We start from the raw sequence: 12850 nt of genomic DNA, 5'->3' as shown, positions 1-12850 counted from the left end.
GAAATTTTCCGTTTGAAACAAGCCACAAAAACATAAAGCCACTAGTTTCTACCTATCACTAGCGGCTTAGTATTATTTTAAATAAGCAAGACTGTGTTCATCAATTTCTTGTTTGAGCAGTTGAACTTGTGTTTCATATTCTTCATCAGACAAGTCTAAATGTTCTTTAATAATCAATAAAGTTGGTTCTGCTAATTGATCGAGAGCCTTAATATCAAACAACATATAATTGGTTCGTCTTAAGAAAAAGTCGATTGCAGTATAAGTCATTTCATAGTCCAAAGCATAAACTAAACTCACAGCAACTTCAATTGGTACTTCATACTTGTCAGCATACCTAGCCGCTGAACTGAAGCCTTCTAACACTTGAGGTAAATTCGTACCATAAAGTGTCGCTAATTGATGACTAGCTTCTTCTGTTATCCCCTTATCCATAGCTAATTTAGTTAAATTCAACATGACTTGATCATATTCTTCAACAGCAAACTGTCCGCCAGATATTTTATAGTTAGCGGAATCTACCAGTGAAAAGATCTTTCCCCTATCACTTAATTGTGTGTTAACCTCTTGCATGACGGCCTCTGCCATCTTACGATAGTCAGTGATTTTCCCTCCAGCTATCGTAATTAAACCTGAATCATCTACCAGTAACTCGCTTCCTCTAGAGACACTGGAAGGTGATGCTTCTGAATTAGAACTTGAGTCCAACAGTTCTTTCATCTCTTTTTCGACTGTCAAGCGTGAAACCTTATCGTCACGATAATCGTCGAATAGTGTCACTAGTTGCTTAAACACTTCGTCTGAAAGCCCTTGTTTATTGCCTCCATTATAATCCGAACTTGCATGACTTAAAATTAATGGGCGTAAACCAGCCCAACTACTTTCGATGTCAGCTAAAGTCAAATTTGCATCTGGAAAACGATGATTAACGGCTTTTATTAGATAGTCTACGTCTGCTCGATCAACTTTAGGTTTCGCTAATTCTCCCTCGTAGTCCGTATCAGTCGTGCCAAAATAGGTCTTTCCAAAACGTGGCAAGACAAAAATCATCCGCTTATCATTATCTCCTGAGTCAAAGTAAACAGGTTGACTCACCGATAGCTTGTCTCGATCAATGACTAAATGAACACCTTTGGTCGGACGCATCATTGGCACGTCTTCTACTTTAGTATCCAGTTCTCTCACAGTATCCACCCACGGGCCTGTCGCATTGACTATCAGTTTTGTTTCGATTGAAAATTGTTCATCACCTAACATATCTTCAACGGTTACACCAGTAAGCTGTTTATCTTCATTGTAAGTGAAGCCAATGGCTTTTAATCGGTTGACTGGCACTGCACCATCTGTTTGGGCTTGTTTAATATTCTCAATCACCAAACGCGAGTCATTATTATTAAAATCTAGATAAGAACCGCCACCAATCAACTTGTCTTGTAATAAATTCGGTTGGCGTTGGAGCACTTCTTCGGTTGTTAACATCTTGTTAGCATAGGGCCCATCTGTAATATTTGCTAAAGAATCATATAAATCCATTGCCACCTCTAATTCAAATATAGAATAAGAAGCTCCTGGTTCATCATACAGGGGTAACAACATTGGATCAGGTTTAGGAATATGCGGTGCAATATGTTGAACAACAGCCCGTTCCGACACCGTTTCAGCAACTACTTCAACATCAAACTGTTTCAAATAGCGAATCCCACCATGGACTAATTTAGTCGAGCGACTACTCGTTCCTTCAGCAAAATCTTGCATTTCGATTAAGGCTGCCTTCATTCCACTTGCTGCTGCTTGCATCGCAATGCCTGCACCTGTAATACCACCACCAATAATAACGACATCAAAAGTTTCTTCTTTTAAGCGTTGAATATAGACTTGACGGGCTTGATGAGAAAATTTAACCATTCTATCGCCTCCTATCTCATAAGATGAAAAGCACTACTTCATTATAGTAGTGCTTTTCTCTAGTCAACGTCTGATCTATCTGTCTTCTTTGGCTAACTCCGCGAACACTTCAGTCGCTTTAACGGCTTGTTTCCAACCGCGATATAAACGTTCTTTCTTCTCTTCGTCCATATTTGGGCTGAATGTTTCACCAACACCTACTAAGCGTTGTAATTCTTCCATGTCTTCCCAATAACCAACCGCTAACCCAGCTAAATATGCTGCACCTAAGGCTGTTGTTTCTAAGTCTTTGGCTCTAGCGATATCGATTCCTGTAATGTCTGACTGGAATTGCATTAAGTATTTATTCAATGCAGCTCCGCCATCTGCCTTCAATAGTTTAATATCAATGCCTGAGTCAATCATCATTGTATCAACAACATCACGTACTTGATACGCAATTGATTGAAGTGTTGCTTTAACGAAATCGGCTTTGGATGTGCCACGCGTAATACCAAATGCTGATCCACGTGCGGCTGAGTTCCAATAAGGAGCCCCTAAACCTGTAAAGGCCGGAACAATGTACACTTCATCCTCACTTGTTGATTTATAGGCTAATTGCTCAGTTTCAGCCGAGTCATTAAACATATCCAAGCCATCACGTAACCACTGAACCGCACTACCTGCTACGAAAATTGAACCTTCCAATGCATAATAAACTTTGCCATTAATCGAATAGCCAATCGTTGTTAACAAATTATTGTCCGATACTCGGGCTTCTTCACCCGTATTCATAATAATGAATGAACCGGTACCATAAGTACTCTTAACCATACCAGGCTCAAAAGCTAATTGACCGAATAAAGCAGCCTGTTGGTCACCGGCCATACCCGTAATTGGAATTTCTTGATTGAAGAAGTGATAGCTCTTCGTATAACCATATTCTTCTGAGTTTGATTTTACTTCAGGTAACATAACCTTGGGAATGTTAAGGATTGATAGAATATCTTCATCCCACTTTAAATCATGAATGTTAAATAGCATTGTTCTGGCAGCATTCGTATAATCCGTTACGTGTTCATCTCCGCCAGTTAATTTGTACACTAACCAAGAATCAATCGTTCCGAATAATAGCTCGCCTTTTTCTGCTCGTTCTTGCGCTCCATCCACATGGTCTAAAATCCAACGAACTTTAGTTGCCGAGAAGTAAGCATCAATCACTAAACCAGTCTTATCTTTAATTAATTGAGTATGGCCGTCTTCTTTTAATTGGTCCGCAATATCAGCTGTTTGACGCGATTGCCAAACAATTGCATTATAAATCGGCACGCCAGTTTCTTTATCCCAAATAACTGTCGTTTCACGTTGGTTCGTAATCCCAATCGCTGAAATTTGGTGTGGTTTCAACCCGCCATCAATAAAGGCACCCGCAATAACAGATTGCACATTATTCCAGATTTTATTCGCATCATGCTCCACCCAACCAGCTTTTGGATAAATCTGTGGAAATTCCGCTTGGTGACTGGCAATAATTTCACCATCATGGTTAACGATAATGGCACGGGAACTCGTTGTTCCTTGGTCTATTGACATAATATATTTCTCTTCTGACATAAATAAATTCCTCCTCATACTTATAATGAATCGACTAATTAATTTTCTTCAAATGACTGAGCATCAGGCATTAAGTGATACAATATTTCCATCACTCAAACTAACAACTGAAACAACGAGACTAAATTAACGCTAAAGCCATGTTGTATAATAATGCTCCAACCACTGCACCTAGAATAGGTCCTACAATCGGAATCCATGCGTAACTCCAGTCAGAGTCACCTTTGTTAGCAATCGGTAAAATTGCATGCATAATACGTGGTCCTAAGTCTCTGGCAGGATTAATTGCATAACCTGTCGTTCCGCCAAGTGATAAACCGACTGAAGTCACGACGAAACCAACGACCATTGGATTAAAACCAGAAGCCATGTTGTTTGGACCTAATGCCATAACAACCATAATTAAAACAGCAGTACCAATCACTTCACCAATAACGTTCGAAGGAGTATGTCTAATTGCTGGGCCAGTAGCAAATGTAGCTAAAATTGTATCCGCATCCTCTGTCGCTTCCCAATGTGGATAGTAATGCGCCCAAACGAAAATTGAGGCTACCATAGCACCCAACATTTGCGCAATAATATAGCCTGGGACATTTGACCAAGCTAATTGACCAAGTGCTGCCATTGCAATAGTCACCGCCGGATTTAAATGAGCTGGCCCCATAATCCCTGACGTATAAACCGCAATGGTAACAGCCAAGCCCCAACCTAAAGTAATCATCAACCAGCCACTGTTCTCGCCTTTAGTCTTATTTAAAATATTCCCCGCAACAACACCGTTACCTAGCAATACAAGTATAAATGTCCCGATCGCTTCACCAAACAACTCAACCATTCTGTCACTCTCCTCAATCATTCTTTTTAATGGGTAAAAATTCTATAGTAGGACTCGGTAAAAACAACTTCCTTTTGACACAATAACTTTTTCTATCGAACAGTCTATCGTTAAGGAAGTTGTTATCTCTCGTTGTTCATACAACTAAAACTTACTTATTAAGGTTCATTTCGGCTAATTGTGACTTAACTACTTCTATATCTACGCCAGCTTGTAACAGGGCGGCAGCAGTATAAGAACCTTCTACGACAGGTACATCATAAATCTCAATTTCCTTTGACGATAGCTCGCTTGCGACCTCTAAATTCATCTTTGCACTGCCTAAATCATAGAACGCTAATAGCTTATCTGCTGTGTTACTTTCCATCGTTTTGGAGGCGCTTTCAAAATTTGTTCCAATTCCTCCTTCCTCATCGCCACCAACATAAGTAATCGAAACATCTTTTGCAACTTCTTGAATCAAGTCATAAATGCCTTGGGCAATCTGTGACGAGTGAGACACAATGACAATTCCATATTCACTCATTATTCCACACCTGCTTCTAGCATCGCTTCAAAGAGTAAGCCGGATGAATAAGAGCCAGGGTCAATATGTCCGATTGAACGTTCACCTACATACGAAGCACGTCCTTTAGTCGCTTTAATGTCTTTACTTGCTTCGACAAACTCTTTAACACTCTCGCTTGTGAGTGAATGTTCGGCTAAAGCATCTGCTACAGCAGCCCAGACATCCACCATCGTTTTCTCGCCAACAGCTGCTTTTCCACGTTTTTGAATGCCGACAAGTCCTTCTTTCACTTGATCAGCGATGTTTGCGTCTTGTTGAGCAGCTTTAGATAATCCTAAAAATGCTGAACCATAGAGTGGACCAGATGCACCACCTACTTTACTCAGTAATTGCATCGCAACTGTTTTGAATAAATCAGGGACGCTTTCAGGTTCCTTGGCTTCTAAGGCTTCCGTCACATGTTGCATTCCACGAGCCATATTACTGCCGTGATCGCTATCACCAATTGGCGTATCTAATTCAATCAATAATGCCTTATTGGCTTGAATTTTTTCATTGAAAAGTTCCATCCATTTTAAACCTGTTTTTACATCCATTCTATTCGCTCCTTACCAAGCAATTGTCTCAACTGGAGCATTCAGAGCTTCCAACCAGTCGGCATCTGTTAGTTTTACTAACGTTAAGGATAAGCCCTGCATCTCAATCGAAGTCATATAGTTACCTAATTTATGAAACTTAACAAGCAAATCATGTTCATCCAAATAGTTCGCCACATCGTTAGCAAATACATATTGCTCCATTAAAGGTGTGCCACCCATTCCATTAATTAGTAAAGCATATTGTTCACCTGCTTTAGCATCAAACTCTTTCAATAATTTTTCACCTAACTCAATGGCTAAATCTTTTGAGGCTTGTAATTTTTCAGTACGATAACCTGGTTCTCCATGAATCCCTACTCCATATTCGATTTGTTCGTCATCAAGTGAAAAACTTGGTCGACCTCCTTCGGGCGTCGTTGCTCCTGTTAAAGCCAAACCAATCGATTTGATATTCGGAACAAAAGCATCTGCAATTTCTTTGATTTCTTCTAATGACTTCCCACTCTCAGCCGCATGTCCTAATACTTTATGAACAAGCACAGTCCCAGCGACTCCGCGTTTTCCTTGAGTATACAGACTATCTTCTACTGCAATATCATCATCCACGATTACATGGTCTACTTTAATATCTTCCATTTCTGCCATTTCTTGTGCCATCTCAAAGTTCATTACATCACCGGAATAATTTTTGACAACAAGAAACACTCCCGCTCCTTCGTCTGCCGCCTTAATCGCTTCTAGAATTTGATCTGGTGTTGGTGAGGTAAAAACAGGTCCACAAACAGCCGCAGACAGCATACCTTTACCAACAAATCCAGCATGAGAGGGTTCATGACCACTTCCGCCGCCTGATACAATCGCTACTTTTCCAGTCTTTTCTGCAGTTCGTTGAATCACTTCAAACCCATCTAAACGCTTAATTAAATCTGAATGACAGAAAATCATTCCTTTCAACATTTCATCAACAATGTGAGTGGGATCGTTCATAATTTTTTTCAACAATAATCACTCCTTCTAAATTTTTATTCTTCACCATCATCTTAATATTTCCCTAAGTATATATCAAAGAAAACGATTCCAATTTAAGAAACTTATAAATTCTTTTATAATTTCAAGAAATTTGACTTTATATTGTTAGTTTAAATGACTTAAATGACTAACATTATGTTTTTAGCCACACATAGAAGTGAATTTTTCCCAAAGACAATATGAACCATTGGCTATTTTTGTCAAAAGTGGGCTTGTTTCTTTGGGTGTTTCTTTGCTATATTTAAAGTGAAAACAAGGAGGTGTGTCGATGACTAGTGTGTATCAATACGCACAGAGAAATAAAGACTTTAGTTTAAGTGAGAAAGCATTGACTGAAGTCGATATTCTCATTTTAAATGAACTCGTTTATTTTCCAATTGAGCAATTCGTTCAAGTGCAAGAAGATTCATCTGATGGAATTCGTCTCGAAGACTTCTATTTGTTAATCGAACCACGTTTACCGCTTTTAATGAAAGAGAATTGGGTGCTAACTTCTGCTGCTCGTATTAAACTATTAGAAATGATTTATCAAACGAAGCGTTATCGCGATATATACCTTTTCGGATTTGAAAGCGAACTTGAACGAATCGATGAATTTCAGTTTGCCGCTTTGTCTTTAAAACTCCCGACTAAAGAGGTGCTTATTTCTTATCGAGGGACAGATGATACGTTAATTGGATGGAAAGAAGATTGCAAGATGGCTTACCAAACGCTGATCCCTTCCCAACCTTTAGCCGCTCATTATTTATCGCGGATTTTCCCTTTAGTAAAGGGAGCTAAATTATATGTGAGTGGCCACTCTAAAGGCGGAAATCTGGCAATTTACGCAGCCGCCTTTCAAGCAGAGGCAGTCCAGCAGTCTATTCAATTAATTTTGAGTTTTGATGGTCCTGGCTTTCATCAAGCAACCTTAGACAGTGACGGCTATAAAAAGATTCAAGATAAAATTCACCACTATGTTCCGGAGGATGCTATAGTCGGAATGATGCTTTTTCATAGCCAGGCCCCAATCGTAATTAAGAGTAGACGGCTTGGTTTTTCACATCATATTGTCACTAACTGGTGTATAGATGAAGACATGCTTCACCGCATTGAGAAGCGGTCTGATTTTAGCTATTTAGTGGATGCTACCCTTAAAGAATGGGCGATTGATCGTACCGAAAGTGAGTTAGAAAAAGTCTTTAATGCTAGTTTTAATTTAATCTTTGAGACAGGTATACAATCAGTCATTGAAATTAGGAAAAACCCACTTCAGTTTGGACGCATGTTCTTAAATCATTTACACTTAGTTGACCCCGAGTTAAGAGCTTTCTTAGATGACAATCTTTCGGCATTTTTCACTATCTTGCGTTCTCATTTGCTAGAACAACGCCGTGATCATTACCACCAAATGTCGTTAACTATTAATCAATGGATTACTGACTTGTCTCTTACTCAAAAATTGACTGTCGAAAGTTCCCTACTGAAAAGCATTAAGCAGCATTTCAAATCAAAAGAATCTAGCGATGAATCTCAAACAGAAAACGATGAATCATCAAATTAAAAGAGCCACTCAAAGAGAATAAATCTCTCGAGTGGCTCTTTAGTACTGTGGAATATTTTAGCGTTGACTCTTAGGTTTAGCTAAGATTTCACTTAAAATAATTCCCTGTTTGATATTACTTGCATTTAAAGTGATTGGCTTAGTTTTTGGCACATTATGTGTATCAGCAGTGCCTGTTTTGACTTCTTTCAAAATTTCTTCATCATCGTTCCAATCAGAATCATCGAATAAATCAGTTTCATAACTTTCCCAATCAATATCATCTTGGTCACTATCAAGTGAATAAGCGTCGTTTAAGCTTTCTTGATAAGGATCCATTTCTAAATCATGATATTCTTCATTCAGATAAGCCTCCATACTGTCACTATTCTGTTGAAATTTCTGTATACCTTCAACAAAACCTTTGATAGATGTTTGCTTACGTTGTTGCACTCCTACATTTCTCTTCTTTAAACTATCTTGATGTAAACGAGCGGATTGATGTGTCTTTTGGTTTCTTTTAAACATCGCCTCTCTCGCTTTGTGCTTTTCTAATTCGGAGGGCACGTTCGACACTTGTTTTGTAAACTGATTACTTCTCTTAGTTTGATTAGCTTTTGCTTGCTCAAAGCGTTGTTGGCGATTTCTCTGCTTGGCACTTTTTTTAATGAAGAAAAATCCGACAATCCAAATTAACCAGAATATTCCTCCAATGAGTTCCATGGTTATTCACCATTTTCGCTATCGCTTGAGTTTGTCCTTGCTATAGAATCTCTCATTGTTGTATCAGACTGAACATTTTTCATGTTATAGTAGTCCATTACGCCTAATTTACCATTACGTAATGCTTCCGCCAATGCTAAAGGCACTTCAGCCTCCGCTTCCACAACTCTTGCACGCATTTTTTGAACTTCGGCAACCATTTCTTGTTCTTGAGCGACGGCAAATGCACGGCGTTCTTCTGCTTTTGCTTGAGCAATTTTCTTATCAGCCATTGCTTGATCCGTTTGCAACTTAGCTCCGATATTTCGGCCCACATCAATATCCGCAATATCAATTGAAAGAATTTCAAAAGCTGTACCTGAATCTAAGCCTTTTCGTAGAATTGTTTGAGAAATTGAATCTGGGTTTTCTAAAACATCAGAGTGATATTTCGAACTACCTACAGTAGTAACAATCCCTTCACCTACACGAGCGATGATTGTTTCTTCACCCGCACCTCCGACTAATCGCTCAATGTTTGCACGTACCGTTACTTTAGCTTTCGCTTTAATTTCAATCCCATTCATCGCCACTGCGGCAACGATTGGCGTTTCGATCACTTTAGGGTTTACAGATACTTGGACCGCTTCAAAAACATCACGACCAGCTAAATCAATCGCAGCTGCTTGTTCAAACTCTAAATCAATATTCGCTCTTTGAGCTGCAATTAACGCATCGACTACCAGGTTGATATTACCACCAGCTAAGTAGTGAGCTTCGAGTTGATTCGTGTTAATATCAATCCCTGCTTTAGTTGCTTTAATCAGTGGATTAACGATATTTGAAGGAACAACCCTTCTTAATCTCATACCCACTAAATCACCAATACTTACTTTAGCTCCAGAGAAATAGGCTGTAATCCACAAGCCTACGGGTACGAATCTAAAGAATAACGCAAGTAAGATAATTGCGATAACTAAAATTAGTACGACGGTAAAAGTTGACCCCTCTGGATTGTTATAGGGATTCCCATCAAATAAATTAAAAAAATCCAATTTAAATTGCTCCTCTCTTCACATATACTTTTGCACCTTGAACACGAGTGACTATAATTGCTTCTCCAGTAGAAATCATTTCTGCCGTACTAATGACTTCATACGTTTCTTCACCAATTTTTGCACGACCGACTGGCCTTAAATCTGAGACGACTGTTCCATTTGCATTGAGAAGAAAACCGTAATCTTTTTCACTAGAATAGCCTTTATCTGAAGTCATTGATTCATTTAAAATAAAAGCCGGACTAATATTTAACTCTTTTCCGCTTTTTAAGAAATAGATAACTACAACGAAAGCCACAGCTAAACAAGCAAGAACTAAATAGACTAATTCTGTAAAGTTACCCGTTTTTAAGTAAATCGCTATCGTCATGGCTAAAAAACCAACAACGCCAATGACCCCAAAATCAGGAACATAAAACTCTACAATTAAAAGTCCAACCCCAAGCAAGAACATCAGAAATATACTGAAATCAACATTGGCTACACCAAAATAAACGCCAAAGCTTATAAGTGATGCACCAATATAAAATAACTTAGGATTTAAAAATAAAGCTGTTGATAAAAAAGCTACACCAAGTAATAGCAAAATCCACATTTGTTCGTCCCCCTTTCTTATTTTTATTATATCATTCTTATAGACCAATCCAAAACGAAAACACACAATTTTATGAGCGGTCTCAAAAAATTGTGTGTTCATTTAAATGATAAATCTAAGTATTTATGTTTTTGCTTACCTCTTGAATGTACTGTTTAACATAATCTAAATTGCCTGTTTGCTCAACAGTCTCATTCCTGTATTGTCTCATAGCCTCGCGGTTTTTGACATCATTCTTAAGAAGTTTAAATAAAGCAGATGCCAAAGGAACTGATATAATCATTCCTGGTATTCCCATTAAGCCACCACCAATTGTCACTGCAATTAATACAAAAAGTCCCGGTAAACCTATGGAGCTGCCTACAACTTTAGGATATATGATGTTCCCTTCAATTTGTTGCACGATAATTGTAAAGAGAATAAAGAACAATGCTTGAACGGGGGACTCGACTGAGATTAACAAGGCGCCAACGGCACCTGATAAATAAGCACCTAGCATCGGTATAATCGCTAAAAAGCCTGTGAGTGCACCGATCATAGCTGCGTAGGGGAAACGAAAAATCCACATTCCCACAGTGACCATAGCTCCTAAAATCAACGCTTCAACCACGACACCCGTAATATAGTGTCTAAATGACTCATCAAATTGTGTTAGCACGTAATGATATTTTCGATAATTTTTCTCGTTTAAATAGACTTTCAACATGCGATCAAATTGACTCGCTAACTTTTCTTTTGACATCAAAATATAGATTGAAACAATGAATGATAAAACGAGATTAATAATAATTCCTGCTAATGACCCTACGGTAGATAAAGTCGTTTCTAATATACTTGTTGTTAAATTGTTAACGAAACTGACTGCATTTCTAACCATTTGACTCCAATCAATATCAAACTGGTCCATCAAAGTCGCCGCTTCCGGGAATAATTGCTCATAATCCGTTAACCATGCTTGAATTCTTTCGAAGATTGTCGGAATGTTTTCAATTAATTTAGCTACCACAGAAATAACTTGTGGTACGACTAAACCAACTACTAGTAAAACCACTAGCACAATCGTTGCCATAGCAAGTAAAATACTCACTGGCCGGCGGGATTTAACAACAATTTTCTTCTGACTTTTTGGAAAATACAACGTTTCAAATTTGACCATCAATATGTTTAATATATAAGCCATTACGCCACCAATAACTACTGGCGATAAAATTAACCAAATCGTTTTTAGCCAACTTAAAACTTGTTCATAATTAAACACGATCAAAACAACGGCTGCAATAAATAGGATATACTTAATCAGCAGTTTATCTAATTTTCGCAAATAAACACCTCCGAATTTTTTAGTTAATGTGTTGCTTTAAGACATTACGTCTATTCTTTCTCGTGTCGTAACATCTTGTTTAAGGAGTTTATAGATTACCGATGATATCGGCACACTTAAAAGCATACCCGGTATACCTGCAAGCCCCGCACCAATTGTTACTGCAATCAAGACCCACATACCTGGCAAGCCTATCTTATCTCCAACGATTTTCGGATAAATGATATTACCTTCAAGTTGCTGGATTATAATGATAAATATTAAAAAGGCTAATCCTTGAATCGGCGATTGCACACCAATTAAAACAAAGCCAATCGTGCCTGATATCCATGCGCCTAACATAGGGATTAATGCCATAATTCCTGTTAAAGCACCTAACATTGTGGCATAAGGGAATCTGAAAATCCACATCCCCGCCGTAACCATTACGCCTAGTATAAAAGCTTCTAATACTTCTCCGGTAATAAAGTGACTAAAAGATGCATCTACGACTGACAAAACATAACGGATTTTATCGTATTGCTTCTTAGTGAAGTATGCTTTGATCATTCGGTTTCCCTGACTCATTATTTTTTCTTTAGACATTAAAATGTAAATCGAAATAATTAAAGATAAGAAAAGGTTAATAACGATTGACGCAATGGAGCCTATAGTCGATAAAGTTGTTTCAACAATTCGTGTTGTCACACCATTAAAAAAGGCGACTGCATCTTGAACAATTTGTGACCAATTAACTTCAAATTGATCCAGTATAACTGCTAGTTCCGGGAATCTTTGTTCAGAATTCGTGAACCAAGTCTGTATTTGGTTAATTGCTACCGGTATGGCTTCGATTAAAGTTGTCAAAACAACTAACACTTGCGGAACCACTAAACCTAACACAATAAATAATACGAAGCTAATCGTTAACATCGCAAACAGAATGCTCAAAGGTCTGCGTGTTTTATTCACCCATTGGTTATTCTTGTTAGGAAACCAAATGTTTTCAAATTTTATCATTAAGATGTTCAAGATATAGGCCATTATAATACCAACGATAACTGGCGAGAGTATTCTTAGAAAGTGAAACATATAGCTAATTGCTTGTTCATAATTGGATACAATTAACACTACGAGTGCAATAAATAGAATGTATTTAATCACCAATCTATCTAATTTTTGCATCATGCACCTCCTTTTGATT

At 38.1% G+C, this 12850-nt stretch carries 12 protein-coding genes; 1 reads left to right on the top strand and 11 read right to left on the bottom strand.

The window, feature by feature from the left end:
* Positions 1 to 72 precede the first annotated feature (72 nt).
* The 6 genes from glpO to dhaK form a co-directional block, all read right to left on the bottom strand.
* Complete coding sequence (gene glpO / locus ACTQ45_RS02420) at positions 73 to 1905, bottom strand: type 1 glycerol-3-phosphate oxidase (protein ID WP_441762854.1); 1833 nt, start codon at positions 1903 to 1905, stop codon at positions 73 to 75.
* 75 nt (positions 1906 to 1980) lie between these two features.
* Complete coding sequence (gene glpK, locus ACTQ45_RS02415; RefSeq protein WP_441762853.1) at positions 1981 to 3498, bottom strand: glycerol kinase GlpK; 1518 nt, start codon at positions 3496 to 3498, stop codon at positions 1981 to 1983.
* A gap of 121 nt (positions 3499 to 3619) precedes the next feature.
* On the bottom strand, positions 3620 to 4333 hold the full coding sequence (locus tag ACTQ45_RS02410; protein WP_441750374.1) for an MIP/aquaporin family protein: 714 nt from the start codon (positions 4331 to 4333) through the stop codon (positions 3620 to 3622).
* 151 nt (positions 4334 to 4484) lie between these two features.
* The gene (gene dhaM / locus ACTQ45_RS02405; protein WP_441762852.1) at positions 4485 to 4859 is read right to left on the bottom strand and encodes a dihydroxyacetone kinase phosphoryl donor subunit DhaM; all 375 of its coding nucleotides are present in this window, start codon (positions 4857 to 4859) and stop codon (positions 4485 to 4487) included.
* The gene (gene dhaL, locus ACTQ45_RS02400; RefSeq protein WP_441750370.1) at positions 4859 to 5437 is read right to left on the bottom strand and encodes a dihydroxyacetone kinase subunit DhaL; all 579 of its coding nucleotides are present in this window, start codon (positions 5435 to 5437) and stop codon (positions 4859 to 4861) included. Before dhaL ends, dhaM begins: the two co-directional genes overlap by 1 nt.
* 12 nt (positions 5438 to 5449) lie before the next feature.
* Positions 5450 to 6439, bottom strand: a complete 990-nt coding sequence (gene dhaK, locus ACTQ45_RS02395; RefSeq protein ID WP_441750369.1) for a dihydroxyacetone kinase subunit DhaK — start codon at positions 6437 to 6439, stop codon at positions 5450 to 5452.
* 298 nt (positions 6440 to 6737) lie between these two features.
* On the opposite strand from dhaK, the gene ACTQ45_RS02390 reads away from it, so the two are divergent.
* Positions 6738 to 8012, top strand: coding sequence for an Mbeg1-like protein (locus ACTQ45_RS02390; protein ID WP_441762851.1), 1275 nt, complete (start codon positions 6738 to 6740; stop codon positions 8010 to 8012).
* Between the two features lie 57 nt (positions 8013 to 8069).
* Here ACTQ45_RS02390 and ACTQ45_RS02385 read toward each other — a convergent pair whose 3' ends face one another.
* From ACTQ45_RS02385 to ACTQ45_RS02365, 5 genes are all read right to left on the bottom strand, one after another.
* Positions 8070 to 8714, bottom strand: a complete 645-nt coding sequence (locus tag ACTQ45_RS02385; protein WP_441762850.1) for a hypothetical protein — start codon at positions 8712 to 8714, stop codon at positions 8070 to 8072.
* A gap of 2 nt (positions 8715 to 8716) precedes the next feature.
* Positions 8717 to 9748, bottom strand: a complete 1032-nt coding sequence (gene floA / locus ACTQ45_RS02380) for a flotillin-like protein FloA (protein ID WP_441762849.1) — start codon at positions 9746 to 9748, stop codon at positions 8717 to 8719.
* Position 9749: 1 nt separating this feature from the next.
* The gene (locus tag ACTQ45_RS02375) at positions 9750 to 10346 is read right to left on the bottom strand and encodes an NfeD family protein (RefSeq protein WP_441762848.1); all 597 of its coding nucleotides are present in this window, start codon (positions 10344 to 10346) and stop codon (positions 9750 to 9752) included.
* A 115-nt stretch (positions 10347 to 10461) separates the two neighbouring features.
* Entirely contained in the window at positions 10462 to 11667 is a 1206-nt protein-coding gene (locus ACTQ45_RS02370; protein ID WP_441762847.1) for an AI-2E family transporter, read from the bottom strand.
* A 36-nt stretch (positions 11668 to 11703) separates the two neighbouring features.
* On the bottom strand, positions 11704 to 12831 hold the full coding sequence (locus ACTQ45_RS02365; RefSeq protein ID WP_441762846.1) for an AI-2E family transporter: 1128 nt from the start codon (positions 12829 to 12831) through the stop codon (positions 11704 to 11706).
* Between the last annotated feature and the right edge of the window lie 19 nt (positions 12832 to 12850).

It is taken from the genome of Fundicoccus sp. Sow4_D5 (genome assembly GCF_052116365.1).
Taxonomy (GTDB): Bacteria; Bacillota; Bacilli; order Lactobacillales; family Aerococcaceae; genus Fundicoccus.
Note: the sequence above shows the minus strand (reverse complement) of the source record. Positions and strands in the feature narration are given on the sequence as shown.

Coding starts and splice junctions, on each gene's coding strand:
- ACTQ45_RS02385 (WP_441762850.1), bottom strand. CDS start 8,714: ATGGAACTCATTGGAGGAATATTCTGGTTAATTTGGATTGTCGGATTT.
- glpO (WP_441762854.1), bottom strand. CDS start 1,905: ATGGTTAAATTTTCTCATCAAGCCCGTCAAGTCTATATTCAACGCTTA.
- ACTQ45_RS02375 (WP_441762848.1), bottom strand. CDS start 10,346: ATGTGGATTTTGCTATTACTTGGTGTAGCTTTTTTATCAACAGCTTTA.
- ACTQ45_RS02365 (WP_441762846.1), bottom strand. CDS start 12,831: ATGCAAAAATTAGATAGATTGGTGATTAAATACATTCTATTTATTGCA.
- dhaM (WP_441762852.1), bottom strand. CDS start 4,859: ATGAGTGAATATGGAATTGTCATTGTGTCTCACTCGTCACAGATTGCC.
- ACTQ45_RS02410 (WP_441750374.1), bottom strand. CDS start 4,333: ATGGTTGAGTTGTTTGGTGAAGCGATCGGGACATTTATACTTGTATTG.
- ACTQ45_RS02390 (WP_441762851.1), top strand. CDS start 6,738: ATGACTAGTGTGTATCAATACGCACAGAGAAATAAAGACTTTAGTTTA.
- dhaL (WP_441750370.1), bottom strand. CDS start 5,437: ATGGATGTAAAAACAGGTTTAAAATGGATGGAACTTTTCAATGAAAAA.
- glpK (WP_441762853.1), bottom strand. CDS start 3,498: ATGTCAGAAGAGAAATATATTATGTCAATAGACCAAGGAACAACGAGT.